This is a genomic window from Polynucleobacter hallstattensis, assembly GCF_018881835.1.
GTDB classification, from domain to species: domain Bacteria; phylum Pseudomonadota; class Gammaproteobacteria; order Burkholderiales; family Burkholderiaceae; genus Polynucleobacter; species Polynucleobacter hallstattensis.
Genome location: NZ_JACVPO010000001.1, coordinates 215,557 through 241,998, shown reverse-complemented (window position 1 = coordinate 241,998; position 26,442 = coordinate 215,557). Strand labels below are relative to the sequence as shown.

28 protein-coding genes are annotated in these 26,442 nt (G+C 44.9%); 13 read left to right on the top strand and 15 right to left on the bottom strand.

Features of this window, described 5'->3' with window-relative positions; translation table 11 throughout:
* Positions 1-30: 30 nt before the first annotated feature.
* Together ICN26_RS01260 and ICN26_RS01255 are read left to right on the top strand one after the other, a co-directional pair.
* Positions 31-1,086 carry an extracellular solute-binding protein gene (locus tag ICN26_RS01260; RefSeq protein WP_216266233.1) on the top strand — a complete coding sequence of 352 codons (1,056 nt, stop codon included), beginning with the start codon at positions 31-33 and terminating at the stop codon, positions 1,084-1,086.
* 65 nt (positions 1,087-1,151) lie between these two features.
* Positions 1,152-1,421: a hypothetical protein gene (locus tag ICN26_RS01255; protein WP_216266232.1), complete on the top strand. Its 270-nt coding sequence runs from the start codon at positions 1,152-1,154 to the stop codon at positions 1,419-1,421.
* Between the two features lie 11 nt (positions 1,422-1,432).
* Here the strand turns inward: ICN26_RS01255 and ICN26_RS01250 are convergent, their stop codons facing one another.
* The gene (locus ICN26_RS01250) at positions 1,433-2,293 is read right to left on the bottom strand and encodes a hypothetical protein (RefSeq protein WP_216266231.1); all 861 of its coding nucleotides are present in this window, start codon (positions 2,291-2,293) and stop codon (positions 1,433-1,435) included.
* A gap of 240 nt (positions 2,294-2,533) precedes the next feature.
* Here ICN26_RS01250 and ICN26_RS01245 point away from each other — a divergent pair, with 240 nt between their 5' ends.
* Positions 2,534-4,348: an AsmA family protein gene (locus tag ICN26_RS01245; RefSeq protein ID WP_216266230.1), complete on the top strand. Its 1,815-nt coding sequence runs from the start codon at positions 2,534-2,536 to the stop codon at positions 4,346-4,348.
* 3 nt (positions 4,349-4,351) lie between these two features.
* On the opposite strand, the gene ICN26_RS01240 is transcribed toward ICN26_RS01245, so the two are convergent.
* From ICN26_RS01240 to ICN26_RS01230, 3 genes are read right to left on the bottom strand one after another with little or no spacing between them, the layout of a single operon-like run.
* Complete coding sequence (locus ICN26_RS01240; RefSeq protein ID WP_216267611.1) at positions 4,352-4,702, bottom strand: phage holin family protein; 351 nt, start codon at positions 4,700-4,702, stop codon at positions 4,352-4,354.
* Positions 4,703-4,753: 51 nt separating this feature from the next.
* On the bottom strand, positions 4,754-4,957 hold the full coding sequence (locus ICN26_RS01235; protein WP_216266229.1) for a SlyX family protein: 204 nt from the start codon (positions 4,955-4,957) through the stop codon (positions 4,754-4,756).
* A 21-nt stretch (positions 4,958-4,978) separates the two neighbouring features.
* Positions 4,979-5,218 carry a hypothetical protein gene (locus tag ICN26_RS01230; protein WP_255534341.1) on the bottom strand — a complete coding sequence of 80 codons (240 nt, stop codon included), beginning with the start codon at positions 5,216-5,218 and terminating at the stop codon, positions 4,979-4,981.
* Positions 5,219-5,251: 33 nt separating this feature from the next.
* On the opposite strand from ICN26_RS01230, the gene ICN26_RS01225 reads away from it, so the two are divergent.
* Complete coding sequence (locus tag ICN26_RS01225; RefSeq protein WP_216266228.1) at positions 5,252-6,268, top strand: LLM class flavin-dependent oxidoreductase; 1,017 nt, start codon at positions 5,252-5,254, stop codon at positions 6,266-6,268.
* On the opposite strand, the gene ICN26_RS01220 is transcribed toward ICN26_RS01225, so the two are convergent.
* Both ICN26_RS01220 and ICN26_RS01215 read right to left on the bottom strand, forming a co-directional pair.
* On the bottom strand, positions 6,258-6,674 hold the full coding sequence (locus ICN26_RS01220) for a putative toxin-antitoxin system toxin component, PIN family (RefSeq protein WP_216266227.1): 417 nt from the start codon (positions 6,672-6,674) through the stop codon (positions 6,258-6,260). The genes ICN26_RS01225 and ICN26_RS01220 overlap by 11 nt on opposite strands.
* Positions 6,671-7,219, bottom strand: a complete 549-nt coding sequence (locus ICN26_RS01215) for a YaeQ family protein (protein ID WP_216266226.1) — start codon at positions 7,217-7,219, stop codon at positions 6,671-6,673. The genes ICN26_RS01220 and ICN26_RS01215 overlap by 4 nt, the downstream gene beginning before the upstream one ends.
* A gap of 90 nt (positions 7,220-7,309) precedes the next feature.
* On the opposite strand from ICN26_RS01215, the gene ICN26_RS01210 reads away from it, so the two are divergent.
* A complete protein-coding gene (locus tag ICN26_RS01210; protein ID WP_216266225.1) occupies positions 7,310-8,920 on the top strand; it encodes an NAD(P)/FAD-dependent oxidoreductase in 1,611 nt (536 codons plus the stop codon).
* A 253-nt stretch (positions 8,921-9,173) separates the two neighbouring features.
* Complete coding sequence (locus tag ICN26_RS01205) at positions 9,174-9,794, top strand: OmpW/AlkL family protein (RefSeq protein ID WP_216266224.1); 621 nt, start codon at positions 9,174-9,176, stop codon at positions 9,792-9,794.
* 59 nt (positions 9,795-9,853) lie between these two features.
* Here the strand turns inward: ICN26_RS01205 and ICN26_RS01200 are convergent, their stop codons facing one another.
* A complete protein-coding gene (locus ICN26_RS01200) occupies positions 9,854-10,450 on the bottom strand; it encodes a P-loop nucleotide/nucleoside kinase family protein (RefSeq protein WP_216266223.1) in 597 nt (198 codons plus the stop codon).
* Positions 10,451-10,551: 101 nt separating this feature from the next.
* Here ICN26_RS01200 and ICN26_RS01195 point away from each other — a divergent pair, with 101 nt between their 5' ends.
* Entirely contained in the window at positions 10,552-12,471 is a 1,920-nt protein-coding gene (locus ICN26_RS01195; protein WP_216266222.1) for an ATP-binding cassette domain-containing protein, read from the top strand.
* 11 nt (positions 12,472-12,482) lie between these two features.
* Here the strand turns inward: ICN26_RS01195 and ICN26_RS01190 are convergent, their stop codons facing one another.
* From ICN26_RS01190 to ICN26_RS01170, 5 genes are all read right to left on the bottom strand, one after another.
* Entirely contained in the window at positions 12,483-13,154 is a 672-nt protein-coding gene (locus ICN26_RS01190; RefSeq protein WP_216266221.1) for an alpha/beta hydrolase, read from the bottom strand.
* 52 nt (positions 13,155-13,206) lie between these two features.
* Entirely contained in the window at positions 13,207-13,524 is a 318-nt protein-coding gene (locus ICN26_RS01185) for a chaperone modulator CbpM (protein WP_046331119.1), read from the bottom strand.
* 5 nt (positions 13,525-13,529) lie between these two features.
* Positions 13,530-14,489, bottom strand: coding sequence for a DnaJ C-terminal domain-containing protein (locus ICN26_RS01180; protein ID WP_216266220.1), 960 nt, complete (start codon positions 14,487-14,489; stop codon positions 13,530-13,532).
* A gap of 131 nt (positions 14,490-14,620) precedes the next feature.
* Positions 14,621-16,168, bottom strand: coding sequence for a UxaA family hydrolase (locus tag ICN26_RS01175; RefSeq protein ID WP_216266219.1), 1,548 nt, complete (start codon positions 16,166-16,168; stop codon positions 14,621-14,623).
* Positions 16,169-16,198: 30 nt separating this feature from the next.
* Positions 16,199-17,137 carry a 3-hydroxyacyl-CoA dehydrogenase NAD-binding domain-containing protein gene (locus ICN26_RS01170; protein ID WP_216266218.1) on the bottom strand — a complete coding sequence of 313 codons (939 nt, stop codon included), beginning with the start codon at positions 17,135-17,137 and terminating at the stop codon, positions 16,199-16,201.
* A gap of 138 nt (positions 17,138-17,275) precedes the next feature.
* Here ICN26_RS01170 and ICN26_RS01165 point away from each other — a divergent pair, with 138 nt between their 5' ends.
* The 4 genes from ICN26_RS01165 to ICN26_RS01150 are packed head-to-tail and all read left to right on the top strand — an operon-like array spanning position 17,276 to position 21,001.
* Positions 17,276-18,208: an SMP-30/gluconolactonase/LRE family protein gene (locus ICN26_RS01165; protein WP_255534340.1), complete on the top strand. Its 933-nt coding sequence runs from the start codon at positions 17,276-17,278 to the stop codon at positions 18,206-18,208.
* Positions 18,195-18,944 carry a GntR family transcriptional regulator gene (locus ICN26_RS01160; RefSeq protein WP_216266217.1) on the top strand — a complete coding sequence of 250 codons (750 nt, stop codon included), beginning with the start codon at positions 18,195-18,197 and terminating at the stop codon, positions 18,942-18,944. Before ICN26_RS01165 ends, ICN26_RS01160 begins: the two co-directional genes overlap by 14 nt.
* Positions 18,945-18,959: 15 nt before the next feature.
* Complete coding sequence (locus ICN26_RS01155) at positions 18,960-20,009, top strand: Ldh family oxidoreductase (RefSeq protein WP_216266216.1); 1,050 nt, start codon at positions 18,960-18,962, stop codon at positions 20,007-20,009.
* Positions 20,010-20,029: 20 nt separating this feature from the next.
* Positions 20,030-21,001 carry a Bug family tripartite tricarboxylate transporter substrate binding protein gene (locus ICN26_RS01150; protein ID WP_216266215.1) on the top strand — a complete coding sequence of 324 codons (972 nt, stop codon included), beginning with the start codon at positions 20,030-20,032 and terminating at the stop codon, positions 20,999-21,001.
* 50 nt (positions 21,002-21,051) lie between these two features.
* Here ICN26_RS01150 and ICN26_RS01145 read toward each other — a convergent pair whose 3' ends face one another.
* Positions 21,052-21,756 carry a pirin family protein gene (locus ICN26_RS01145; RefSeq protein WP_216266214.1) on the bottom strand — a complete coding sequence of 235 codons (705 nt, stop codon included), beginning with the start codon at positions 21,754-21,756 and terminating at the stop codon, positions 21,052-21,054.
* A gap of 72 nt (positions 21,757-21,828) precedes the next feature.
* Between ICN26_RS01145 and ICN26_RS01140 the strand changes: the two genes are divergently transcribed.
* Together ICN26_RS01140 and ICN26_RS01135 are read left to right on the top strand one after the other, a co-directional pair.
* On the top strand, positions 21,829-23,235 hold the full coding sequence (locus tag ICN26_RS01140; RefSeq protein ID WP_216266213.1) for a TAXI family TRAP transporter solute-binding subunit: 1,407 nt from the start codon (positions 21,829-21,831) through the stop codon (positions 23,233-23,235).
* Between the two features lie 29 nt (positions 23,236-23,264).
* Positions 23,265-24,620, top strand: a complete 1,356-nt coding sequence (locus tag ICN26_RS01135; protein WP_216266212.1) for a DUF3422 domain-containing protein — start codon at positions 23,265-23,267, stop codon at positions 24,618-24,620.
* A 49-nt stretch (positions 24,621-24,669) separates the two neighbouring features.
* On the opposite strand, the gene ICN26_RS01130 is transcribed toward ICN26_RS01135, so the two are convergent.
* Positions 24,670-25,947, bottom strand: a complete 1,278-nt coding sequence (locus tag ICN26_RS01130) for an NAD(P)/FAD-dependent oxidoreductase (protein WP_216266211.1) — start codon at positions 25,945-25,947, stop codon at positions 24,670-24,672.
* Positions 25,948-25,956: 9 nt separating this feature from the next.
* The gene (locus ICN26_RS01125; protein WP_216266210.1) at positions 25,957-26,286 is read right to left on the bottom strand and encodes a c-type cytochrome; all 330 of its coding nucleotides are present in this window, start codon (positions 26,284-26,286) and stop codon (positions 25,957-25,959) included.
* Positions 26,287-26,442 lie beyond the last annotated feature (156 nt).

Below are 26,442 nucleotides of genomic sequence, written 5' to 3'. Positions count from 1 at the left end.
TTTAATCTGATTCTGATCGCAAATGCAGCAATGACAAACCCACTAATAAGAAAATTCCTAGGCAACTCTGGATTGGTCTTGAGCGCTTTTTTAGCATTGCCTTTGCAGGCTCAAGAAGCGAAAGAACTCAATCTCTACTCAGCTCGTCACTATCAAACTGATGAGGCGCTCTACAGTGACTTCACTAAAAAGACCGGCATCAAGATCAACCGTATTGAGGCTGACGATAATGCTTTAGCGGAGAGATTAAAAAGCGAAGGTGCTAATAGTCCAGCAGATGTGATTTTGATGGTGGACGCAGCTCGATTGTGGCGCGCTCAAATCGATGGTTTCTTTAAGCCAATACAGTCAAAGTATTTAGAGAGTCGTATTCCGCCAAACTTGCGTTCTCAGTCTGAGCCAGAGGGATCAACTTGGTTTGGCTTTTCAACCAGAGCACGTCTGGTGGTCTACAACAAAGCAAAAGTAAATCCACAAGACGTTGATACTTATGAGAAGTTAGCTGAGCCCATGAATAAAGGTAAGGTGTGTACGCGCTCAGGCGCCCATCCCTACATGTTGTCTTTAATCGGCGCAATGATTGAACGTCGTGGCGAGACTACTACTGAGGAGTGGGCCAAGGGCATGGTAGCCAATATGGCTCGTCCTCCAAGAGGCGGTGATACCGATCAAATCAAGGCGGTAGCCTCAGGCGAATGCGGTGTTGCTTTAACAAATTCTTATTACTTGGTCAGGCTCTTACGCTCAACTAAGCCAGAAGATCAGGCGATTATTTCTAAAATTGGATTTATTTGGCCAAATCAGCAGACAACTGGTGCGCACATCAATATTGCGGGGGGTGGGGTTGCTAAGAGTGCACCGCATCCACAGGCTGCAAAACAATTTCTTGAATACTTGGCAAGTGACTCTGCGCAAGAGTATTTTGCTAACGGCAATAATGAGTGGCCTGTGGTGAAGTCAGTCAAAATTGAAAATGAAGGCCTCAAAATATTGGGTCCGTTCAAGGCGGAAAATATCTCTATTGCGGCGATCGGCAGGAATCAAATTGCCGCTCAACGCTTACTTGATCGTGTTGGGTATAAGTAAAATCTATTTACTAGAGCTAAAGATGGCTAGAATGAATCCATTATTCAAAAGATCTGGATTTCGATATGAAAATTATTTCGGGTGCTTTGGTGTTTGTTGTCTCAATGACCATGTTTGCTTGTGCAACACCCCCAAGCGAGTTTGGAGTCTATCGACAGTCAGATGGAACCGTTGGGGTACATGCCCCCAAATCCGCCAAAGATACTGAGGCTCAAGCAGCTGCAGCAGAGGAGTGTAAAAAACTAGGAAAGCGAAGCGCTACTATTGTCGAAACTCGTAAAACAGTGAACGACCGCTTTCCTATGACCTACATTTTTGTGTGCAATACCTATTAAGTAATAGCCCCTTAGCTCAGTAGCCATTTCTTAATTGATTTATTAACGCACATTGCATCTAAAGCTAAGCCAAAGAACTCTGAACCATTGGTGACCATGCTTTCAATCGCCTCAACCTTGCCAGATTTCACGCCACGCAAATAAGTAGCTGCACGATAGCGTAGGAAGTGCTCATTCGCACCTTCTTCGTTATCAGTAGAACAAATCTCCAGGCTGCCATAACGAGTTTCTGGATTGATATTCAAAATAGAGAGGCCTAATGCACCAATCAGCTTTTCTGGCACGGGAATAGGAACGTAAGAGTAAAGAGAAACTAAATGCTCTTGTTCGTCGATTTCAATAATGTGGTCAACATCGAACACATCTTTCTCTGTCAACTCTGTCTCACCAGAATCGCCACCGCCAAAGGTGGACTCAAACTGCAACATTGCTGTATTGCTATCTTTAGAAATCTCAATCATGTCAGGATAGCCAAGCAAGCCTTTCCACCAATACATTAGCGAGAACGTACAAGGTTTTACTTCAACTAAACCCTTATTAGTAGATTTGGCAAAGTACAGGCCGTAAAACTCATCATCTTCCTCGAGTCCGTACTGATCGACTTTGAGTTTCTTGGGCGCAGCTACTTTAGGGGATTTCTTCGCAGCTTTCTTTGGAGCTGGCTTTTTGGCTGCCGGCTTCTTCGCCACTACTTTCTTAATCGCCTTTTTAGCTACTGGCTTTTTGCCCACTGTTTTTTTCACTACCTTTTTGACGGCCTTTTTGGCTACTACCTTCTTGGCGGTAACTTTTTTAACGGCTTTCTTTGCAGGGGCTTTTTTTACCACCTTGGTAGCTACTTTCTTTTTTGCTGGAGACTTCTTTGTAGCCATGGTCTATTGCCCTTCCTATTGGTAGTTAATGTGCTTATTGCACCTTTGATCTTACTTCAGATCTTTCTACTTTTGCTGATACTGATATGGGGATTTACCTTGCAATATCGAGTGTGAGCGCCCAATTGATTTCAGCTTCAAAAAAAGCTAAGGCTACTTACGGGCCGTAAGCCATCAAACCTAGTAATATAAAAATCAATCCTAGTCTAGGGCTGGTAGGTACTTTAGAATCACTTAATCATGAGTAAATTAGTCAAAACCACTATTTGCGCCTTAGGTGGACTAATTATTCTTATTGCAATAGGGGCATGGTACACAGCCTCAACGGTAGATCCAGCACAGCTGACCAAATTACTCTCTTCCTCTGTAAAAAATGCTACTGGAAGAGATCTAAAAATCACCGGCCCAGTACGCTTAAGTTTTTTTCCGGGGATTTCTGTTTCCGCAGAGAGTTTAAGTCTGAGTAATGCATCTTGGGGATCTCATTCTGAGATGCTGACGCTCAAGCGAATTGATTTAAGTATTAAAACTCTGCCGCTACTGAGTAAGCGTATTGAGGTTGGCAGTGTGAAGCTTGTTGGTCTGGAGCTATTTCTTCAAAAAAATGGGACTGGTAAAGCTAATTGGGATTTCAGTGCAGACGCTCCTAGGGAGTCTTCCAGCGCTCAAAGCAATACAGAAACCTCGTCTGTTAGCGATGATTTAATCCCCATGGATAGTGTTTCGATTACGGATGCTCAAATTCAGTATCAAGATCCCTCAAACACTATTTCAAGCTACCAAATTCAGCGTTTATCGTTGGCAGATAGTAGCGATAAAACAGCCATCTCCCTCAACATGAAGCTTCAAGAACAAGCTCTTGAGCTCAGCGGAAAAACGGGCTCACTTTCTAGATTGCTCAAGGAGTGGAATGTTTCCTCGGCGCAATTCCCAGTCGACCTGAACCTCACCATGAATGGCAAGTCTATGATGATTCAAGGTGAGTTAAGCAAGAATCAGAAGACCTTACCAACAATCAATTTGGCATTCAGTAGCAAAGCATTTGACTGGCCCATCTTTGGGGTGTCCCCCAATTATCCTCCGCGTGCTTTAGATGGCGCCAAGTCAGTAACAGTCGTGCATCAAGCCCAAAATCCACAGCCTAAGTACTTATTTAGCAATGAGAAGATTCCATTTGATGTGCTACCCCAAGCCAAGGGAAAAATCGTAATCAATATTGTCGAATTGAATTTGCCAAAACGTAAGCCCATTGAAAATCTTCAAGCTACCTTGCAATTGAATGGCAGCGCAATTGATATTCCAAATCTGAGGTTGGAGATGGGCAAGGGAAGTGCTGATTTACAGATTAAGCTCACAGGGTTCGATACTGCAACCCCCATAATCACAGCCAAAGGGGTGACTAAGGATTTCACGCTGGAAAACTTATTAGCTAGACTTGACCCGGGCTCCAAGGTGAGCGGGGGCAGTATGAAGATGGCGTTTGATGTGAAAACATCTGGAAGTAGTTTGCATCAAATGGCATCAAATTTAAATGGCAAGATTCAGTTGAGTATTAACCAGGCTCGTATGGGTACGAATTTTTTAAATGATGCTGGTGATTTCGTAGTGACGCTGTTGGATTCGATGAACCCACTACGTAAAAAAACTAGTGAGACGATTTTAGAGTGTGCGGTTGCTTATTTACCAATTAACAACGGCCAGATTAATATAGCTAAGTCAGTTGGAGTTGAAACCGATAGGTTGGATGTGGCTTTAGCTGGCTCTATTAATCTGAAGACGGAGGCTATTAATCTCACTATTGATCCACAAGAGAAATCAGGCCTCACAACTGGCTTGGATTTAACTGGAATGGTAAAGATGGGTGGGACATTAGCAAATCCAAAGGCAGGTATCAATCAAGCTGGAGTAGTGAATAGCGCAGTCTCTATTGGACTTGGTTTTTTAACGGGCGGCGCAAGTATTTTGGCTGAGAATGCCAGATCAATGACTTCAAAGAGAAGCCCGTGCCGCGATGCGCTTCACCCCTGGTCTAATATTTATCCTGGAGCGGAGTAATTCTTAAAGTAGTAATCCGCTGATAAAGAGGCTGAATAAAGAAATAAAGATACTGGCAAAGAATGCAGTCCAGAAGCTAGAAATCGTAAAGCCGCTCACTAGTGCAGACACCAACATCAGCATTAAGGCATTCACTACCAGAAGAAACAATCCCATGGTGAGGACTGTCAGTGGGAGCGTGAAGAGAATTAATAAGGGCTTTACTACTGCGTTTGCGAATCCAAGTAGCAGAGCGGCAATCAAGAGCGAGCCACCATCTGCAAAGCGTAAGCCACTAAATAGATAGCTAGCTACCCAAAGGGATAGGGAAGTTAAGCTCCACTGGACTAAAAATGGTACTAAGTTACCCATGATGAGTGTCCTTCTTTATAAGACTACGTTATCCATGACAAATGTTATCAGGGCTTAATAGTGTGGAGGAATTTCATCTTTTAGGCTGCCATTACCTGCACTATCTCCACCGCTAGCCTGTTCCTTGATGGATTTGAGCTCACGATACAAAAATTCAATTTGTTGTTGTTGCTGATAGATTGTTTGATTGAGTTGATCAATCAAATCCTCAGTAAAGCTGAGTTTGATTTCAAGATTGGTGATGCGATCATCGGTCATGTCAGTTTCCTTATCTTTATCTTAAGCGTCGACCAATTCAAATCGACCGTCCTCCATTTCCGCTTTTGGTCTTATCCAAAAATCGTGCGACTGAAGGGATTCATAGACATAGGCTGGCTCTAAATTAGCTTCGACGTTAGCAAGTAATACCACCTTATAAAAGCCGCCCGTCTTAATGTGTCTTAGCTTAGCACCTGGCTTAAAGAGGCCGTCATTAGCATCTGCCATCTTTGGCATCGTTGGCGTCTCTAGTTTACTCATGTCAAAAAATCGCTTTCTTAGTATGATCTGTAGATGGCAAATTGCGTTCCATACTCCATTCTAGATATATCTCCGATCCCAGAGGGATTTACTGCTGCAGATGCCTTGCGAAACTCTTTAGATGTTGCCCAACATGCGGAGGCTTTAGGCTACACCCGCTATTGGGTGGCTGAGCACCACAATATGACGGGTAATGCTAGCTCTGCCACTGCTGTTTTGATTGCTTATATTGCTGGCGGTACAAAAACTATTCTCGTTGGGTCGGGTGGTGTGATGTTGCCAAATCATGCTCCTTTAGTGATCGCAGAACAATTTGGCACTTTGGCATCTATTTACCCTGGCAGAATTGAGCTAGGCTTGGGGCGTGCGCCAGGGTCAGATCAAATGACGGCTAGAGCCTTACGGAGAGATTTGCTTGGGAGCGATGACCGGTTTCCGCAGGATGTGCGCGAGCTGCAACATTACTTCGGCCCCATTCAAGAGGGGCAAGTTGTGAAGGCTATTCCAGGTATGGATACCGAGGTGCCGATTTGGATATTAGGCTCTAGCTTGTATGGCGCTCAACTGGCGGCTCACTTTGGTTTGCCTTATGCATTTGCGTCACATTTTGCACCCGAGCAATTATTGGATGCTATGTCCACCTATCGCGAACTATTTAAGCCGTCAGATAAGTTAGCCAAACCCTATTGCGCATTTCTGATGAATGTAGTCGCTGCTGATACCGATCAAGAGGCTGCTCATCTATTTACAACCTTGCAGCAAAACGTTATTCGTATGCGCCGCAATACCCGCGGGCAGTTACCTCCCCCAATAGAAGATATAGATCACTTCTGCGAGCCACATGAAAAAATGACTGCTGCTCAGACTTTGCGCTGTTCTGCTGTTGGATCTTTACAGACCGTCAGAAAAGAGATGCAGTATTGGCTAGATCAGACCGGCGCTAATGAAATCATCATCACAGGTCAAATTTATGACCATCAAGCTCGCCTCAAGTCCTTTGAAATTGCTGCTGAAGCTGCCAAAGGCTTGCGCTTTAGTTCTATAGCCTAAAGGCGTTGTAATCGCTGGTAATCAGAATGTTTTCTGAGGCCGCTCTACTAGCAATTTGAAGTACTGCGTTATCTTTGCTAATCAGTATCGTGGGCTTAAGTTGATAGGCTAAATCCAAGAAGATCTGATCATCTGGATCTTTGCATTTCCAGGGTGCGGGAGCTAAATTTGAATCATCCTGCTGCTCTGCGATAGATTGCCATTGAGCCAGAAGACCTACTTGAGTTTGTTCATCAAGCTTAAACAGAGGACGCGAGAGGACATCAGCAAACTCTTCAATTGCTTTCTGGCTAGCTATGAAGCGTATTGATTTATCAAAAAGTACTTCTTTTAAATGCAAGGCTCTTTTGTCATTAAAGACAAAAATATCTAGCAAGATATTGGTGTCTAGAACTACGGGTCTCATTGCTGTTGATTGCGCCAGACTTCCGGGGTGATAGTGACTTGTCCCATATCTGAAGAAACGTATGCTTCCCCATCTTGAATATTCACATGCAGAACCATACTCCGCTCGACGAGCTTATTCAGTTCTTTGGCCTGCTCTGCTGGAATGGAGATCACCTGAAGATTGCGGGCGCGAGTTAATTTATTGGCAATACCATCCCACCAGATTTTGCTGGTATGTCCGCCATAGCAGTAGACGATAACCTGATCAGATCGACCACAGGCTTTCAGAATACGTCTTTCGTCAGGCTGGCCTATCTCAATCCAAAGTTTAATGGCATCCGTGAGGTCTTTCACCCAGAGGTCGGGCTCATCGGTATCGCTCAAGCCTTTAGTAAAAGCTAACTCTTCTTGTGCTTGCAGGGCAAACGCAATGATGCGTACCATCATCCGCTCTTCGGTTTCAGAAGGATGCTTGGCAATAGTGAGTGAGTGACTACCGTAATAGTGGCGGTCAGAATCTGCGACATGAAGGTCGGCTTTGTGGATAGTTGCGCGTAGGGCCATGGCATATTATCGCCCTTAAAATAGTCTTCACTGCGTATCCCAGTATTATTTCGAAAATTATCCCTTTTTAGTGTGTATCGTAGAGTCCCCATGATCCGTATTACCGAACTTCGCCTACCTATCAGCCATGCCCCTGAGGCATTGGAAGAGGCGATCTTGCAGCGCTTAAATATCCAGGCTCAAGACTTGATTCGGTTTGATATTTTTAAGCGCAGCTACGACGCTAGAAAAAATGTAGCTCTAGCCTTTATCTATACCGTGGATCTATCGGTCAAGAACGAAGAAAAATTACTAAAACAGTTTTCGAATGACACTCATATTCGACTCTCACCGGATATGAGTTATCACTTTGTGGCTAATGCCTCACAATTGAAGAGTGATAGCTTTGATCGACCTGTTGTCATTGGATTTGGCCCTTGTGGAATTTTTGCTGCCTTGGTGTTGGCGCAGATGGGTTTTAAGCCAATCGTATTAGAGCGCGGCAAGCCAGTACGCGAACGTACTCAAGATACCTGGGGTCTGTGGCGCAAGAATGTCCTCAACCCAGAATCCAATGTGCAATTTGGTGAGGGGGGAGCAGGGACGTTTTCTGATGGCAAGCTTTGGAGTCAAATTAAAGATCCGAAATTTTACGGTCGTAAAGTAATTGCCGAATTCATCAAAGCAGGCGCCCCCGAAGAAATTCGTTATGTAGCTAAGCCGCATATTGGAACCTTTCGATTGGTAGGCGTTGTTGAAAGAATGCGCCAAGAAATTATTGAACTTGGTGGAGAGATTCGTTTCTCGCACAAAGTAGTTGGCTTTGATATTCAGGATGATCGGATTGCAGGCGTCAAAATTGAAGGACATTCTGATTTGCCTGCCAATCATGTCGTGCTTGCTTTGGGGCATAGCGCTCGCGATACCTTTGAGGCTCTACATGCGGCAGGCGTTTATATGGAAGCCAAACCGTTTTCTGTGGGCTTTCGTATTGAGCATCCCCAATCCTTAATTGATAAAGCACGCTTAGGACCACATGCTGGAAACGAGTTAATTGGCGCGGCTGATTACAAATTAGTTCATCATGCCAAGAATGGCCGTGCCGTATATAGCTTCTGCATGTGCCCTGGCGGAACAGTAGTAGCGGCTACCTCTGAACCCAATCGGGTTGTCACCAATGGCATGAGTCAGTATTCGCGTAACGAGCGTAATGCTAATGCAGGTATCGTGGTTGGCATTACTCCTGAAGATTATCCTGGCGGCCCTCTAGCCGGCATTGAGTTTCAAAGAGCTTTGGAGTCTAAGGCATACGACTTAGGCGGATCTACCTATGAAGCTCCTGGTCAATTAGTGGGGGACTTCTTGGCTGGCAAAGCCTCTACAGAATTCGGTTCTGTAATTCCATCTTATAAACCCGGCGTTCACCTGACAGATCTCGCCGATGCCTTGCCTCCTTATGTCATAGAAGCAATTCGAGAGGCGATTCCTGCTTTTGAGAAACAGATTAAAGGATTCTCGATGAAGGATGCAGTACTAACGGGTATCGAAACACGCACATCCTCACCATTGCGCATTACTCGGGGTAGCAATCTTCAGAGTTTAAATATCAAAGGCCTTTACCCTGCAGGTGAGGGCGCTGGCTATGCTGGTGGAATCTTATCAGCAGGAGTTGATGGTATCAAGGTGGCGGAAGCAGTTGCGCTCGACTATCTCTCTAAATAAATTCATCGGCTGATTGCCAAAGAGTTCTCTGTTACCGGAACTCATTTCAAATAAAAAAAAGAAGCATAGTTTTATTCTGGTTGATTGTAAATTCAGAGCTATTTGATCTGGATCAAAAACTCATCAAAATAGCGTTGCTTTTATACCAATAAAAAATTTCAGTAGCCTATATATTTGATTTGCATCAAATCGATGCCCCATCTTCAACTTGAAAATTGATCCATCAAATCGATAATCGAAAAAGGAGTACACCATGCGTATCAAAACTATAGTAGCTGCTATGGCAGCACTTGCTTCACTGGCTCCAGTAGTCGCTCAAGCCCAATCCTCAAACGAGAACCCATGGATGGTTCGTGTTCGAGTGGTTGATTTACTTTGGCAAAATGGTCAAACCAGTGCCGTTCAAACACTTGACGTAAAAGCTAAGGATCAAATGATTCCTGAGTTTGATGTTTCTTATTTCTTTACAAAGAATATTGCTACTGAGTTGGTATTAACCTATCCACAATCCATTCAGATTGATGCCGGTGGTAATAAATTAGGCACCATCAAGGCCCTTCCACCGTCACTTCTCCTGCAATATCACTTTACAGATTTTGGAGCATTCAAGCCTTATGTTGGTGCTGGTGTTAATTACACACTCTTTAGTAGTCGTAATAATCTAGGCGGTGGGGCATATTCTGTTGACAACTCAAGCCTTGGCGCGGTTGGTCAAATTGGTATGGATTACATGTTTGATAAAAACTGGGGTCTAAACGTTGACTTGAAATATGCAACTATGAGGACAAATGTAACTACTGCTGCTGGTGCGAGCGCAGGTAAATTGACGCTAAATCCTTGGATGCCAGCTATTGGTGTGGCATATAAGTTCTAAGTATTTAATATTTAGTTCTTACGATAGAGTCTTTAAGACTCTATTTTTTTATCTACGGTTTATTGAATAAGATGGTCTATTAACTTTTGAAACTGAGCTTCATCAAAATGTAAGTTATCGAAACGCTGTATTGCAGCATGCTCTGGTGGTTCTACTCTTCGCTTAGTGTATTCATCCCAGTGCTGTAGTTTGTATTCATCTCTCGGATCTGCGCGCCGCTCCATGCGGCTTTTAGCTTCACTCTCGTCTAAATCAATCCAAGCAATTCTGATGCTCGATACGCTGGGCACGCCAAGCTCTTCAGACTTAAACATTCGACCGCTTTGGATTTCACTAGAAAAGGGGCCTACCAGGATCACATTTACTCCGAGATGTAGGTTTTCTTTGGCAATAGCAATGAGTCCCGCATATTCCCAATCCCTTAAGTTCTGCAGATAAAAAGGGCTATCTCGATCATTGGGGTTATTGGTAGTGAGCTCCATAACATGGGCGCTATAGGCGCCATAAACCGTATCTTTATCTAAAAAGAAAAAGCTTTCTCCAGTCTTCTCAACAATGAGAGGCAGTGCTTTTTTAGCTAAAGTACTTTTACCAGTGCCCGCATGGCCGGCAAAGAGGATGAGTCGTGGAGCGCTAGGGCTGAGCTTACAGGTCATTTATCCCTTTATTTGGTGATGTTCCCTGAATAAATTCTACTTCTCAATCCCATGTTTATTGGAAATATCACCACTTTAGGTGAAGTGACGATAATGTCGCCATGGCTTTAATCGTACTCACTGATGCAAAACTGGCTTTTGGCCACGTTGACCTCCTCGCAAACACTGCTTTCTCACTTGAATCTGGGGAGCGTGTTGGCTTAATTGGCCGCAATGGCACGGGCAAATCCTCTTTATTGAAGATCTTGGCCGGCATAGAAAAAATGGATGATGGCTTGCTGCAATATCAGCAGGGCCTCCGCATTGCCTATGTTCCACAAGAGCCTATATTTGAGGCTGAGGAGACCGTCTTTGATGCTGTGTCTAAGGGCGTGGCGCAAGCCAAAGCCCTGCGTGAAGAATATGAAGCCCTTAGCGTTGGAGAGTGGGATGATGCCGCTCACCATCGTCTAGATGAGGTGCAGTCGCAACTAGAGGCCTTAAGCGGCTGGAATTGGGAACAACGCGTTCATGAAACGCTAGATCGTCTGCACTTAGAGGCTGAGCTCAAGATTAATACGTTATCGGGAGGAACCAAGAAGCGGGTTGCTCTTGCTCGTGCGCTGGTAGAGATGCCAGATGTATTGCTACTGGATGAGCCTACCAACCATTTGGATTTAGATTCCATTTCTTGGTTAGAGGATTTATTGAAAGAGTACAAAGGCTCTGTGATTTTGGTTACCCATGATCGCGCTTTCTTGGACAACGTCTGCACGCAAATTGTTGAGCTTGATCGCGGTATCTTGCGTACGTACCCAGGTAATTTCTCGGCCTATGAGGTATTAAAAGACCAGGAAATGAACTCAGAGTCTTTGGCTAACGCACGTGCAGACAAATTACTTGCTCAAGAAGAGGTCTGGATTCGCAAGGGCGTTGAAGCTAGGCGCACTCGTAGCGTTGCGCGTATTGCACGCCTAGAAAATCTTCGTACTACTCGCTCGCAAAGACGTGATGCTGTTGGACAAGTCAAGCTTGCAGTTTCAGCAGGAGATAGAAGCGGTAAGATTGTTGCTGATCTACAAAATGTTTCTAAGTCATACGAGCGCCCGATCGTGAAGGATTTCACGGCAACGATTTTGCGTGGTGATAAAGTGGGACTTTTGGGCCCTAACGGTGCTGGTAAGACCACGCTCCTGAAGCTAATTCTCGGAACAATTGCGCCAGACTCTGGTACAGCAACTATGGGCACTCGTATTGAGGTGGCCTATTTCGATCAAATGCGTGAAGGTCTTGATCTCAATGCTTCACTTGAGGATTACATCAGCCCAGGTAGCGAGTGGATCGAAATCAATGGCAATAAGAAACACGTGAAGAGTTACCTGAGTGATTTCTTATTTGCACCGGAGCGTACTAATTCACCGGTAAGTACTTTGTCTGGTGGCGAGCGTAACCGCTTATTGTTGGCACGTTTATTTGCACGCCCTGCAAACGTCTTGGTTTTAGATGAGCCAACCAATGACTTGGATATCGATACCCTAGACTTGCTTGAGCAATTACTCCAAGACTATAAGGGCACCGTATTCTTAGTCAGCCATGATCGCTACTTCTTGGATAACGTAGTGACTAGCATCATCGCTAATGAAGGTGATGGATTTTGGCGCGAATATGAAGGTGGCTACGAGGACTGGAAGATTCAGAAGGCGCGCTCAGATAAGATTCGTGCAGCCAACGGTGGCCTGAAAGCTGCTGAGAAATCGGAATCCAAGCCAGAAGCAAAAGTTGAATCAAAACCCGCTGCTGCAAAAACTGGAGTCAGCAAGCTTAATGGTAAAGAGCGGCAGGAATTAGAAGCCCTGCCTTTGCAGATCGAAACGCTAGAGACAGAGCAGGCTGATATTGGGATCGCCATGAGTAATCCAGATCTCTACAAGAATGAACCTGAATTAGCGGCGAGCATGCAAGCGCGCTTATCAGAAATCACTGCCGATCTAGATATCAAATTACAGCGCTGGGAGCTGCTCTTAAGTCGCTCAGAATCTTAATGTAATCTGGTTTATGACTTGCTAAGTGCCATAGTCAAAAATCTGGAGATGTCTACCAGCTCATCTGGATGAAGAGAGTGTTCCATTGGGTAGGTATTCCAATCCACCTGATAGCCTAATTTTTCCAGAGTATCGGCTGAGGCTTCTGCGCGCTCTGGAGTGATCACTGCATCCCAAACGCCATGCGCCATAAATACAGCGGTCTTGTTATTGGCTTCACTTCTCTCGAGTGCCAGTGAATTCGCTAAGGGCAGATAACCCGAAAGTGCCATGATGCCTGCCAATCTATGTGGAAAGCGTAGGCCAACCTGTAAGGACATAGCACAACCCTGCGAGAATCCTGCCAAAACAATTTTTTCATAGGCAATCCCTCGACTTGCTTCTCGTTCAATTAATTCCGAGATCGCTTTTGCTGATTTGTGAATACCAGCAATATCCTCGCGATCGTTGATATCTCTCCCCGTAATGTCATACCAGGCTGGCATCACGTAGCCACCATTGACCGTGACAGCCATAGAGGGTGCGCTTGGAAAAATAAATCGAATAGCAGGGCACTCAGAAAGATTGAGCTGGGGAATGATGGGTACAAAGTCATTGCCATCAGCTCCTAATCCGTGGAGCCAAATGACAGCGGCACTTGGATTGGAGGCGGTTTCAATTTCAATGCAGGGCAATGCAGCCATTTATTTTTTATCCTAAATTACAAAATATATCGTTACTAAGTCCCTAAGGGACTTAGACTATTTTTTCACGAACCAGCTGATTGCGAAGACGACTGATTTCATCTAGAAGATCTAGTGCTAAAGCGACTCCAGGAGTATTGAGTTCTAGATCATGAGTCAGATGAGCGGCAGTTTTTGCGCGCTTGAGAGACTCTCCACTAAAGCGCCAGTCCTCTGGAGATGAACCCGCAGGACTGAGAACACCCTCGGATACCCACGACATGATGAGATCTTCTGGCGCACGTGTTGCTTGTGAAATTTCTACAATGCTCATGTGCACCTCTTCCTCAACAACGCTACCTGTAATCCAGGTGATTTGTGTTTGTGTCATATTCATCATCCCTTCAAATGGTTTCTTGGCTTGAAATCAAAAGCTTTCTCCAGCGCTTGATAAGCTTCTTTTTGTGCATCTGTTTCGGCACCGGGTAAAACAATGTTTGGCACTACGTATAGATCGCCTGCCTCTTTGCTGGGGATGCCCTTCTCTTTGAGTCGCATCTTACGACCTGCTACTGTGCCCACCGGAATTTTCAGTTCTAAAGTTGAGCCTGCAGGGGTTGGAATATTGACGGTAGTTCCAAGCGCTGCTTCCCATGGGGCCAGTGGTAAATCAAGATAAACGTCTTTGCCATCTACGCGATAAATAGGATTGGAGTGGAAATCAATCTCAAGATACAGATCACCTGCACCACCAGAGCCCATGCCTGGACCGCCCTGACCAGCTAAGCGTAGATTTTGTCCAGCCTTAATGCCTTTCGGAATACTGACATCGAGCTTACGTTCCTGGGTACTGACATTACCGTTAGCATCTTGCGTAGGCATATGCAGGGCGATAGTCCGTTGTGCTCCGTTATAGGCATCCGCCAGATCAATCAATATCTTGGCGTGATGATCTTGACCCTTGAAGTTCATGCCTTGACGGGGATTCCCACCTCTACCGCCTTGAGCGTGACGCCCTCTACCAAAGAGGGATTCAAAGAATTCACTTTGATCGCCCTCGTAGCCGCCGCCAAAGTTGCTATCAGAATATTCAAACCCTTCATTCCAGTTTGGTGGAGGAGTGAAGTCTTGACCATTCTTCCAGTTAGCGCCCATACGATCGTAGGCAGCGCGTTTCTCAGTATCTTTGAGAACGGCGTAGGCCTCGCCAACTTCTTTAAATTGGTCTTCTGCCCCAGCTTCTTTATTCACATCTGGATGATATTTGCGCGCCAACTTTCGGTAAGCTGCTTTAATTTCTGCTTCAGTGGCGCCACGCGCTACACCGAGTGTTTCATAGTAGTCCCTGAATTTCATAAGCCTAATGAAGTCCTGATTAATTCAATAGTATTAATTCTACAGTCCCCAGCGCTGATATCTGGCTTCTTTTAATAAAGAAAAAGCGGGCTAATTGCCCGCTTATCGCTACTGTGAGTTGGAGCCTTTTATTAGCTCATGACACCCACTTGCCAAGGCACGAATTCATAATCACCTAGGCCTAGTAATTCGCTTTTTGAAGCCTCTCCAGAGGCTGTCCTGAGGAAGAGTTCAAAAATACGTTGCCCCATCTCCTGAACGGAAACCGTACCATCTAAGATCTCCCCGCAATTGATATCCATGTCTTCAGTTAGTCTTTGATACATAGGTGTATTGGTAGCTAGCTTAATGCAAGGCGCTGGTTTAGAGCCAAACATGGAGCCGCGTCCCGTAGTGAAAGCAATTAGGTTTGCCCCACCTGCAATTTGACCGGTTGCTGAGACAGGATCAAAGCCTGGCGTATCCATAAATACAAAACCTTTAGCTGTGACTGGCTCTGCATATCGATAGACCTCCATCAGGGGTCCGGTACCACCTTTCATAGAGGAACCGAGTGACTTTTCAAAAATGTTTGCAAGGCCACCAATTTGATTTCCGGGACTCACTTGCCCATTGATCTGTACATCACGACCAACGGAATACTCATCTTTCCACCATCGAATCCGTTGAATCAGTTTTTCACCAATGGCTTTGCTTGCTGCGCGACGGGTAAGGGTGTGCTCAACCCCATAAATTTCCGGCGTTTCAGAAAGAATGCCTGTGCCACCATGGCGCGACAAGATATCAATTGCAGCACCTAAGGCGGGGTTTGCGGTAATGGAAGAGAATCCATCCGATCCACCGCATTGCAGACCAACGCATAAATGGCTCGCAGAAACAGTTTGACGCTTTACTTTATTGGCTTCGGGCAGAAGTGCTTTGACAGCTTCAATTCCTGCTTCAATGGTTTTACGTGTGCCACCAGTCTCTTGCATGATGAAAGTATGCAAAGTAGAGTTTTCTTGTAATGCCTCTTGCTCCATCAACCCTTTCAGCTGATTACGCTCACAACCTAAGCCAATAATGAGGGCTGCAGCTAGGTTAGGGTGCTGCGCATAACCCGCCATCGTTCTACGAAGCAGTTGCATTGGCTCGCCACTCATTTCCATACCGCAGCCGATGCCGTGACTAAAAGCAACTACGCCATCGATATTTGGATAGTCTTTCAACCTCTCGGGCGTGAACCAGTCAGCAATTTTATTGACCACCGTTGCAGAGCAATTGACGGTTGATAGAATGCCAATGAAATTACGCGTACCTACTTTTCCATTGGCACGCACATAACCTTCAAATGTTGCACGTTCAGATTCTGGAAGGAGGGTGGTGGGCTTGTATTCACTAGCATAGGCATAGTCACGATCGAATTCACGAAACTCGGTGTTATGACTATGAACCATCATGCCAGCTTCAATATCAGTATTAGCAAAGCCCACTGTTACGTTGTATTTGAGGATAGGCTCACCCTGCAGAATTTTCTTTGCGGCAATTTTGTAGCCGGCAGGTACTTGACTGCGACTAGTCAAATTTTCGCTAGGTACACTTTCACCAATTCCAATATCTATGCGGGCAACAACAATATTATCGTTAGGATGTAGGCGAATAATTGGCCCGGCTAATTTTTTTCCAGATGTTTCAATCATTGAATACTTTCAGTAAATATGTTTTATTAATTAGTCCATATTGAGTACGTCAAAGGCTGCTTTTAACCTTTTTGAATACGAATTTGAGGTCTGCTGAATTTCTTCTGGAGTCCATTTTCTGAAGCCCTCACCAGCCTTCATGCCGGTCTTTCCTTCGGTCATAAGTTTTACCACTTTTGGTGGTAAGGAGGTGATGTTGGAGAGGGAGGGGTAAATTTCCTTTGCCGCATTTGCCATTCCATCCCATCCTGAGATTTCTTTTTGGGTCATGGGCCCAACAGCGGCATAGCGAAAACCAAAGCTGTAACGTACCGCATCATCAATGTCCTCTGGGCTTGCAATACCCTCTTCTATAAGTGATAGCGCTTCACGCATCAGAGCATGTTGAATGCGATTCGCTAAAAATCCAGGAATATCTTTTTTCACTAGTACTGGTTTTTTGTCGATCGCTTTATAAATTTGACATACTCTTTCAGAAAAAGTAGGGTCCGTTTTCTCTCCCATCACAATCTCTACTAATGGCACAACTTCTGCCGGCATAAAGTAATGGGCACCCATCATTCTGTTAGCGGTTTTCAGTTCAGCAGTGATTTTGGTGATTGGAAAGCCGGAGCTATTGCTGCCGATCGGAATATCGGCCGGAACTTTGTCGTCAAGGTAGGCAAAAATTTGCTTCTTTAATTCCAGATTTTCGGAAACAGTTTCAATCACCCAAGAGCATTCACCCCACGCCTCCCAGCTTTCCATAGTGGTGCTCACTTGCGTCGCCTCAATGGCAGCAGCATCAAGCAAAGCATTTTTACCGTGCAAACCAATCTTGAAGGCTAGCTGAATGGCTTTCCTTAGGCAATCACTGGACTTCTCCTTGTTTCTTCCCAGTATCGCAACAGGAATGCTGTGAGAAATGAATCCTGCAGCAATTCCTGCGGCCATGGTGCCGGTACCGATAACAGCTACGTATTGATTCATATTTTCATCTTATGCGGTTAAGTTAAAGGAGGGTGCAAACATTTTGATCTATACAATTACTGTAGATTAGCATTAATTATGTTTTAATGAGTCAGTGTTTCATTTAACTTATCCGTATAACTAAAGAAAGCTTTTCCTATGACAATGCATAACCCCTTTCAGCCCATAGAGAAAATCAAGGCAGAAGTCTTTATGTCAATGCCTGGGAAGTTTAGAAAGAAGTCCCGCACAGCTTGGTCTGATCCTAACCGCCAAAATGCTGAAGTTGAGTGCTTTTTAGAAGGCCCTTCTTTTGACCGTGAGGGTAACTTATGGTTTCTGGATATCCCTTTTGGCCGCGTTTTCAGAATTACACCGAAGGGCGACTGGGATTTGGTAACTCAATTTGATGGCTGGCCGAATGGATTGAAGTTCCACAAAGATGGCCGTGCGTTTATTTGTGATTACAAGCTAGGCTTATTGGCCCTCGATCCTAAAACTGGAAAAGTGGAAACAATCCTAGGGTCCATGTATAGCGAAAACTTCAAGGGCCTGAATGATTTGCACTTTGCCTCCAATGGTGACCTGTACTTTACTGATCAGGGCCAAACTGGAATTGCAGATCCAACAGGCAGGGTATTTAGATTGCGTGCCAATGGTCAATTAGATCGTTTGGCTATCAATGTACCGAGCCCTAATGGCATCACCTTAAACACGCAAGAAAAGCATGTATTCGTTGCGGCGACAAGATCTCAGCAAATTTGGCGTTTGCCATTGATGGCAGATGGTTCTGTTTCTAAAACGGGCGTTGCAATTCAGTTAACGGGTGGCGTGGCTGGACCTGATGGTATCGAGATGGACTCTGAGAATGGTTTGCTCGTTTGCCACTTAGGCATTGGTATCTGGAGGTTTGATAGCAATATGCTCCCAACACATTTGATTTACTCGGATAACCCACACCACCATCACTTAGCAAACATGTGCTTTGGTGGCGAAGATGGTAGAGATTTGTACATTACCGAATCTCTTTCTGGCGATATCTTGAAGGCGCGACTGCCTGTAGCTGGCAAAAAAATGTTTGGTCTCTCCTAAGTTGAAAGAATCTCTACCGCTCTATAAGGCCTTAGCAAATGCGCTTGCTCAGCGTATTTATGAGGGCGATTGGGCGGTAGGGTCTCACTTGCCATCTGAAGCGGCGCTTTGTAAAAGCTTTACAGCAAGTCGCCATACCTTAAGACATGCTCTTCAAACCTTGGAGAGGGATGGCATGGTATTGCGTCGCCAAGGAGCGCCAACCCAGGTGATCTCAAGACGAAAGGTGAGAAGATTTACCCAAAGCTTTAATTCACCTGTTGATATTTTGAGTTATCCAAGAAATACCTATCGACAAAACACTATTGAAGAATTTATTGAGCTCGACAAGCCGCTAAGTGAAATGATTGGCGGTGCAGTCGGATCCTCTTGGTATCACATTGGAGCTATTCGAAAGCAGCGAGATACCGAGGAAGTGATTGCTTGGACTGATATTTATATTCTTCCCCAATTCGCATCCTTGACATCGGAGCCTGAGCACAGTCAGGTGATGGTGTTTGAGCAGATCGAGAAAAAGTATGGCACTCGAATTGATCGAGCTGAGGTCGATGTGTATGCCATCAGTGCGCCTACTGACATTGCTAAGAAGCTTGGGTTGAGGCTGCATGACCCGTGTTTGGTAATTGTTCGGCGTTACTTTGATAATCAGGATAAGCTTTTTGAGGTAACGTTCACTTATCATCCTCACAATAAATACACTTATAAGATGGAATTTAAGAGTGATGCTGGGAATTAAATCACAAGAACAAACATGAAACTTTTATCTATCACTAAGGCCGAGGCATTTATTGCACAAGCATTGCACGCTAATCAAGTGCCTTTGGTGGATGCCAAGCTGGTAGCCCAGTTGATGATCCAGTCAGACCTCGTTGGCGCTGATGGCCACGGAATTTTCCGATTACCCGCTTACATTAAGCGGATTCGTGCTGGTGGTATTAATTTGAATCCGCATATTCGGATTGAACGTGAGCAGGGTGCAACTGCTTTGATCAATGGAGACAATGCCTTAGGTCACTTAGTCATGAACAAGGCAGTCGAGGTTGCAATAGAAAAAGTGAAGCAACATAGCGTTTGTTGGGTGGGTAGTCACTATGGAAATCATTCTGGTGCAGCATCTGTCTACGTGAGAAAGTTAGCCGAGCAGGGATATATCGGCATCTATATGGCGGTTGGCAATGCCAATCACATGGCGCCATGGGGCGGCATTGATTTATTGTTATCCACCAATCCCATTGCTATTGCAGTTCCTGCCGGTGATAAGCCGATCGTTCTATTGGATATTGCGACTACAGTCGCTGCCTACGGTAAGGTAAAGCTTGCTGCCCAAAAGGGTGAATCTATTCCTGATACTTGGATGATTGATCGACAGGGTCAACCAATAACAGATCCACAAAAATCGAGCGAGGGATCATTGCTTCCCATCGGCGGTTATAAGGGATACGGTTTGGCCGTCATGATTGGTCTTCTTGCAGGAGCGCTCAACAATGCTGCAGTTGGCAAAGGCACGATTGACTTTAATGCTCATCATGATTTAATTACCAATACTGGTCAAACAATCATTGCAGTCGACCCAAGTGCTTTTGGGGATCAGGATCAATTTATTGAGCGAGTGATTGCTTTGGTTGATGATTTGAAGGCCTCCTCGAAATTGCCAGGTGTGAATGAAATTCGGGTGCCCGGTGATGGTGCTGCAAGGGTGACGGCAGAGCGACTTTCATATGGCATTCCGATTTCAAGCGAATTACAAGAGTCTTTGAACAACTGTGCCAAAGAGTGTGGGATAGCAGTGTTAGATTTATAACTTACCGGAGGAGACAGCAAATGATTAAAAAATCAATTAAAAAAATAGTGTTATGTTCTTTAGTATTGCCGTTAGCTTTGGGGACGGCCTTTGCGTCCTACCCAGATAAGCCAATCAAGATGTTGGTTGGGTATGCGCCAGGAAGCTCAACCGATATTGTTGGGAGAATGGTGGCGAATGAGCTCAGTATTGCCTTGAAGCAATCGGTCATTGTGGAAAATAGAGGTGGTGCTGCAGGTAGCTTGGCAGCTGATGCGGTTGCGAAAAGCACTCCAGATGGTTACACCGTTTTATTTGCGCAGAATGGCTTGGCAATTAACGTAGCTGCAAACCCAAGACTGCCTTTTAATGGCCAAAAAGATTTGCTACCCGTTGTCGGAGTGGCTGCTACCCCGCATATTTTGATTGTGAATACCAATTCCAAAGCTAAAAATGTGGCTGATTTAATTTCTATGCTCCGAGCAGAGCCGGGCAAGATGAGCTTTGGCTCTTCGGGTATTGGCAATTCTGACCACATGGCTGGAGAGCTGTTCTTGGCAACCACTGGTACGCAGGCGATTCATATTCCGTATAAGGGTGGGTCACCAGCTGCAACTGACTTAGTGGGTGGTCAAATTGATTTTTACTTTGCTGGTATGCCGGTTGGATTGCCGCTATACAAAGGCGGTAAGGTAAACGCACTTGCTGTGACAAGTAAGAATCGCTTTAGTGGTGTTCCTGATTTACTTACTATGCAAGAGGCTGGTGTGAAGGGTTATGAAATGGCCTTATGGCAAGGCATGTTTGTGCCCGCTGGTACTCCACCCGCAATTATCAATACCTTAAGTGCAGCAATTTTGAAGATTCTCGATACTCCAGAAATGAAGGAGCGTTTTGTGAAGGCGGGTGTACAAATTGCACCTATGACCACCCAGCAATTTACAGATTTATATGTCTCTGATATTGCAAGATGGAAAGTAGTGATTGAAAAAGCAAAAATTAAGCTAGATTAATTTAAGCTAGCTTAATTGCAAGGGTATTGACCTTAGTCGATACCCTTTTTTTATTTGCTACTGAGATCGAACACCAAGACCTCAGCATCTTTACCATCACTAATGAGTAGACTGCCCTCACTCTCTACTAGTAGTGCATCTCCGCCGGATAGAAGAATGTCGTTTACATGTAGAGAGCCCCTTATTAGATGCACATAGGTCTTACGCTGTAAATCGAGATCTAATTTTTGGGGCTGGTGACCATCAAAAAGGCCAGCAAATACTCTGGCATCCGCATGAATTTGAACGGCATTTCCTAATCCTTCTGGCGAGGCAATCAAGCAAAGCTTGTTTTGCTTTTCTGAGATTGGAATCGATTTTTGCTCATAACTTGGTGGGATTTCCATGGCATTCGGCTCTATCCAAATTTGTAGGAAGTGGGTAGTCTGATCTTTAGCATGATTGAATTCACTATGAGTGACGCCAGTTCCGGCGCTCATACGCTGAACATCACCTGGTGGAATACCTTTGATATTTCCCATACTGTCTTCGTGAGCCAATTCACCGGATAAAACATAACTGATGATTTCCATATTGCGGTGGCCGTGCTTGCCAAAGCCCATGCCAGCGGCGACCCGATCCTCATTAATCACCCTTAAATTACCCCAAGCCATAAATCGGGGGTCGTGATAGCCGGCAAAAGAGAAGGAATGGAAGCTTTTAAGCCAGCCATGATCGGCATAGCCACGGTCTTGAGATTTTCGGAGGGTCAGCATGAGTAGAGTCTTTTCTGGAAAGGAATAAGCACATTATCATTAGCTTTGGACATATTTGCTGATTGGCCTTTCATGGGAAGTATCAAACAAGACATTAAAGAAACCTATCTCGGTCTGTACGAGACCGCTCAGGAAAAGTTGGGTGATTTTGCTCAGTTCCTCAAAGAGGCTTGGCCTATCTTAGCTATTCTGTTGGTGGTTTTGCTCGGAGTGTGGTGGTACGCTGATCCACCACCGCCTAGGCATTTACTAATGGCTACTGGCTCCACTGGTGGTTCCTACGAGGTCTTAGGAAAAAAATACGCTGCGTTCTTTGAGAAAAAAGGAATTACCTTGGAGTTAGTTCATACCCAAGGTGCCCAGGAAAATATTCAGCGTTTATCGGATCGTAAAGATCCATTGCAGGCAGCATTTGTCCAAGCTGGCGTTTTTAATTCTCATGAAATTACTGGGGTTTCTTCATTGGGCTCCGTTGACTACGAACCGATTTGGTTTTTTTATCGTGGCCCCGTAATAAAGTCTAGTGACTTTGAGGATGAAAATGGCCGCTTAAAATATTTTTTCGATAAGAAGATATCGGTTGGTATAGAGGGCAGTGGCACTCATGCGCAAGCGATGCGCCTAATGGCAGTATCTGGATTTAAAGCGAGTCAAAACTTTCTATATATGTCTGCCCATGAATCGGTCGATGCTTTAAAAAAAGGTCGAATTGACGGCACCTTTTTGGTGGATGGTTTCCAGTCGAAAAATGTTCAGACTCTATTGGCGGATCCTTCATTAAATCTTACTTCTTTTAGACGGGCTGAAGCTTATGCGCGTCTCCTACCTTATTTACATATTTTAAAGGTGCCCACTGGGGGCTTTAGTTTGATTCGTAATTTTCCAGACCATGATATTCAGCTCTTAGCAACGACAACAAATTTGCTGATTGATGACCGGATGCATCCCGCACTTCAGTTCTTATTTTTAGAGGCCGCCCGTGAAATTAACGGTAAAGCCAGTTTTTTTGCTGATCGGGGAGAGTTTCCCTTCTTTAGCGCTACTGGAGTGAGTGAAAGTCCGGTAGCGCTCCATTATGAAAAAAATGGCTCGCCATTGCTAATGCTCTATTTCCCTTTTTGGTTGGCAGAACTGATCAATCGCTTGATTTTTGTGTTGCTGCCATTTTGTGCTGTGGCATACCCTGTGTTGCTCACTTTGCCGGGCTATCGTAATAAACGAATGAAGCGAAAAATTGATAAGTTGTATGGCACTCTAAAAAGCTACGAGCAAGAACTTACCGAAAATTTTTTGTTAGAAGTGAAAGACGAATATCTAAAGAAGTTAGACTTACTAGAGTACCAGGCATTACAGTTAAAAGTCTCTAAAAGTATGTCTGGCGATTACTACGCCTTGCGTGCCAGCATAGACTATGTTCGCAACTGCCTAAATCGGGGCGTTCATCCGTATCAATCTCAGGAGAATGCTGTTGGCGTATAGTTTAAGTACAGTCATCTAAATCAAGCCCTATGAAACCATACGATCATCCTGCTCGAAAACAATTACACGAAGAGGTGCATGCGCGTCCACCTATTGCGCTTTGGCCAAATGAGAGAGTACTTTCACAATCTTTTTTACTTGATGCAAGTTCTCGCCAGACTCAAATTGATTGGATTCAAAAGCTCAGCGTCGTCTTAGGTATTCCAAATGATCATCAGCAGGATCACTCCTTTAAGATGTTGACTCTGGCGCCTGAGCCGGAGAGGGTATTAATTAAATGGGAGTTGCATGGTGAGTTTGCAACCATTGCGGCTATTACACACAATCCCATCAAGATCACGGGGCCGTTATTGGAGTCTCGTCTCGCTCTGGAAAAGAGTTTGGATGTATTACTTCAAAGCCTAGGCTGCCCAACTATTGTTGAGGCCGGTGGCGAAAGAATTTCTGCCTTAGATCTGGTCTTTGAGCATCGCCCCCTGTTTATAGAAGCTCAAGAAGTATCTTCCATCTTTAGCGGGAATACCGTACTAGGCAGTTACATATTATCGAGCAAGAAGGCTCAGTTGTGGACGGATTTGCGTTTGGATGAAGATGGCTTTATCTCTTACTTTATTCCGCACGATATTTTGGGCTCACGTCAGGCTGGTCGTGTAGCACGTGCAATCGCTGAAGCTGAAACTTATCGTATGGCAGCCATGATTGCCTTCCCAGTAGCGAAGAGCCTTTCAATGCCACTCAGAACTGCAGAGTCAGAATTAGCGGATTTATCTGAAAGCATTTCTCAGATACAAACTGAGTCAGGGGTGCATACCGAAAAAGATGGTCAGTTTTTAGGTGAGCTCTCTAATTTAGCCTCAAGGGCCGAGCAATGGATCTCTGGATATGGATTGCGTTTTACTGCATCTGAGGCTTACAGCCAATTGCTGAGTAAAAACTTATACGAGCTAGCTGAATCTCCGATTCCAGGCGTGCAGTCCCTCTCCGAGTTTATGGATCGACGTTTTCAGCCAGCGATGGGAACTTGTATTTGGACTCAGCGTAGATTAAAAGAATTATCTGACCGAATCTCAAGGACAACCCAAACCTTGAGGACGCGTATTGAATTCGTAAATGAAGAGCAGACACAAAAGTTGCTAGCTAGCATGGATCAGCGAGCGCGATTGCAATTGCGTTTGCAAGAAACTGTGGAGAGCCTGTCGGTTCTGGTGTTGACTTACTATGCAGTGAGTTTGCTGGCCTATATGGCTAAGGGTGGCAAAGAGGCTGGTCTTGCCATTCACCCGGAGATTATTGCTGCTATTGCTGCTCCAGTAGTGGCGATTACTTTCTTGTTCATCAGCAAGCGAAGACGCAAACGAATTATTGAGATGGGTAAATCGCTGTAGACATTAAAAAAGAGGCCGAGGCCTCTTTTTTAATGAGCGTAAATACGTTTTAACCCAAGGAATCTGCCCAGATGTTATGTGCCCAGCCCCAAGCATAAATACCTTCCAGAATAGAAGGTGCAGGTGATAAACCTCCAGAACCCGGAACGGTCTTGAATGTTTTTTCGGCGGCGTTGTATTGATGGACGCTAGCAACGTGTACTACTTCTCGTTTATTCACAAAGCTATAGCAGGTATTTGTTAGAACTGGCGCTGGATTGATTTCCCAGCCATTCAATTCTGCAACGATTGCTGCTGCTGCGACTTTGGCATGTTGATTAGCCATGTGACCAGATTTGGGCATCAATGGGGCAATCTGAATTGCATCACCTAGTACATGAATATCTTTGCGTGCTGTGGATTCAAAGTTGAGGAAGTTGACATTCGCCCAGCGACCATTGGAATTAGCTAATCCAGTTTTAATGGCGATTTCACCAGCAGCCATTTGCGGCAAGATATTTAATACGTCAGCCTTCACATCATCTTCAACTTCGAGCTTGAGTGTCTTGGTTTTCGCATCAACGCCAATGACATTACTCTTGGGGCGGTACTCAATCATTCCGGCGTATTGCTCAGCCCAAACTTTCTTGAACAAGGCTCCTTTTGAGACCACATCTTGGTTGGCATCCAAAATCAATACCTTGCCCTTGGGGTTATGTTGCTGAAGATAGTTTGCTACCTGACATGCGCGCTCATAGGGTCCGGGAGGGCAACGATAAGGCGCTTCTGGAATGCTGAGTGCAAAAGTACCACCTTCACGCATCGCAGCAATTTGCTTATGTAAGGCAACAGTCTCTGGACCGGCTTTCCAGGCTTGTAGTGTTACGCCATCTTTATTAGCTTGTGCAAGGCCTTCAATGCTTTTGAAGTTCATTGAGACGCCGGGAGACACAATCGCTTTATCGTAGCGCAAAGTTTTTCCAGAAGCGAGTGTTACTGTCTTCTTATCTGGATCAATGCTACTGACATTATCTTGAATAATCTTGATGCCATGGCGCTTACTGAGGGTGTCATACGGTGAGGTAATTTCAGCAATCGTACGTGAGCCACCGATGACCAAGTTAGACATTGGGCAAGAGATAAAAGAAGTATTGGGCTCAATCAGAGTCACTCTGGCGGTGTTATTAGAAAAGAGTCGCAAATATTTAGCAGCGGTAGCGCCACCATATCCACCACCAATGACCAAGATTTCTGCTTTTTGTAAATTAGCTGCTGTAGTTTGGCTTGAGAGACCTGCAAGTAAACCTACTGCTGCAGCGCTCTGACCAATAAAATGTCGACGATCCATAGCGCCTCCTTATTGTTTCTTGCCAAGTTGATTGGCAATAGTAGTGAGTTGTTCGTCGGAATAGCCTTTAGCTAGCTGAGGCATGATGGTGCCCTCTAATGCTCCAGATTTATAAGCTTTTAGTTTGGCGAGCATTTGTTCGCCAGTGAGATTATTGATTAGCGGCATGCCACCATCCACAACGCCTTTGCCATCTGTGCCGTGGCAATTGGCGCAGGTAGCAGCAAGTCCACGTTTATAGAGTTGGTCAGCGGTTTGGGCGAAGCTCAGTCCGCTCCACTGGCTCAGGCCAATGAGGGCGCTAGTCACCAAAATGGGTTTCAAATACTTCACTTGCATAGGGATTATCTCCGTCTTACATACAACTGTTCTTAGGATACTGCTGATGAACTCTATCTTAATCGGATGGGGACGGGATTAGTGGTTTTACTTAGATTGATTTTCAATAAGCTCAGAACCAAAAATGAGGGTATTCCACTTCAAGACCTATAAACT

What these genes read in the sequence shown, in the direction of transcription:
- ICN26_RS01260 (WP_216266233.1), top strand. Translation starts at nt 31, where the DNA reads ATGACAAACCCACTAATAAGAAAATTCCTAGGCAACTCTGGATTGGTC.
- ICN26_RS01255 (WP_216266232.1), top strand. Translation starts at nt 1,152, where the DNA reads ATGAAAATTATTTCGGGTGCTTTGGTGTTTGTTGTCTCAATGACCATG.
- ICN26_RS01250 (WP_216266231.1), bottom strand. Translation starts at nt 2,293, where the DNA reads ATGGCTACAAAGAAGTCTCCAGCAAAAAAGAAAGTAGCTACCAAGGTG.
- ICN26_RS01245 (WP_216266230.1), top strand. Translation starts at nt 2,534, where the DNA reads ATGAGTAAATTAGTCAAAACCACTATTTGCGCCTTAGGTGGACTAATT.
- ICN26_RS01235 (WP_216266229.1), bottom strand. Translation starts at nt 4,957, where the DNA reads ATGACCGATGATCGCATCACCAATCTTGAAATCAAACTCAGCTTTACT.
- ICN26_RS01230 (WP_255534341.1), bottom strand. Translation starts at nt 5,218, where the DNA reads ATGAGTAAACTAGAGACGCCAACGATGCCAAAGATGGCAGATGCTAAT.
- ICN26_RS01225 (WP_216266228.1), top strand. Translation starts at nt 5,252, where the DNA reads ATGGCAAATTGCGTTCCATACTCCATTCTAGATATATCTCCGATCCCA.
- ICN26_RS01220 (WP_216266227.1), bottom strand. Translation starts at nt 6,674, where the DNA reads ATGAGACCCGTAGTTCTAGACACCAATATCTTGCTAGATATTTTTGTC.
- ICN26_RS01215 (WP_216266226.1), bottom strand. Translation starts at nt 7,219, where the DNA reads ATGGCCCTACGCGCAACTATCCACAAAGCCGACCTTCATGTCGCAGAT.
- ICN26_RS01210 (WP_216266225.1), top strand. Translation starts at nt 7,310, where the DNA reads ATGATCCGTATTACCGAACTTCGCCTACCTATCAGCCATGCCCCTGAG.
- ICN26_RS01205 (WP_216266224.1), top strand. Translation starts at nt 9,174, where the DNA reads ATGCGTATCAAAACTATAGTAGCTGCTATGGCAGCACTTGCTTCACTG.
- ICN26_RS01200 (WP_216266223.1), bottom strand. Translation starts at nt 10,450, where the DNA reads ATGACCTGTAAGCTCAGCCCTAGCGCTCCACGACTCATCCTCTTTGCC.
- ICN26_RS01195 (WP_216266222.1), top strand. Translation starts at nt 10,552, where the DNA reads ATGGCTTTAATCGTACTCACTGATGCAAAACTGGCTTTTGGCCACGTT.
- ICN26_RS01190 (WP_216266221.1), bottom strand. Translation starts at nt 13,154, where the DNA reads ATGGCTGCATTGCCCTGCATTGAAATTGAAACCGCCTCCAATCCAAGT.
- ICN26_RS01185 (WP_046331119.1), bottom strand. Translation starts at nt 13,524, where the DNA reads ATGACACAAACACAAATCACCTGGATTACAGGTAGCGTTGTTGAGGAA.
- ICN26_RS01180 (WP_216266220.1), bottom strand. Translation starts at nt 14,489, where the DNA reads ATGAAATTCAGGGACTACTATGAAACACTCGGTGTAGCGCGTGGCGCC.
- ICN26_RS01175 (WP_216266219.1), bottom strand. Translation starts at nt 16,168, where the DNA reads ATGATTGAAACATCTGGAAAAAAATTAGCCGGGCCAATTATTCGCCTA.
- ICN26_RS01170 (WP_216266218.1), bottom strand. Translation starts at nt 17,137, where the DNA reads ATGAATCAATACGTAGCTGTTATCGGTACCGGCACCATGGCCGCAGGA.
- ICN26_RS01165 (WP_255534340.1), top strand. Translation starts at nt 17,276, where the DNA reads ATGACAATGCATAACCCCTTTCAGCCCATAGAGAAAATCAAGGCAGAA.
- ICN26_RS01155 (WP_216266216.1), top strand. Translation starts at nt 18,960, where the DNA reads ATGAAACTTTTATCTATCACTAAGGCCGAGGCATTTATTGCACAAGCA.
- ICN26_RS01150 (WP_216266215.1), top strand. Translation starts at nt 20,030, where the DNA reads ATGATTAAAAAATCAATTAAAAAAATAGTGTTATGTTCTTTAGTATTG.
- ICN26_RS01145 (WP_216266214.1), bottom strand. Translation starts at nt 21,756, where the DNA reads ATGCTGACCCTCCGAAAATCTCAAGACCGTGGCTATGCCGATCATGGC.
- ICN26_RS01140 (WP_216266213.1), top strand. Translation starts at nt 21,829, where the DNA reads ATGGGAAGTATCAAACAAGACATTAAAGAAACCTATCTCGGTCTGTAC.
- ICN26_RS01135 (WP_216266212.1), top strand. Translation starts at nt 23,265, where the DNA reads ATGAAACCATACGATCATCCTGCTCGAAAACAATTACACGAAGAGGTG.
- ICN26_RS01130 (WP_216266211.1), bottom strand. Translation starts at nt 25,947, where the DNA reads ATGGATCGTCGACATTTTATTGGTCAGAGCGCTGCAGCAGTAGGTTTA.
- ICN26_RS01125 (WP_216266210.1), bottom strand. Translation starts at nt 26,286, where the DNA reads ATGCAAGTGAAGTATTTGAAACCCATTTTGGTGACTAGCGCCCTCATT.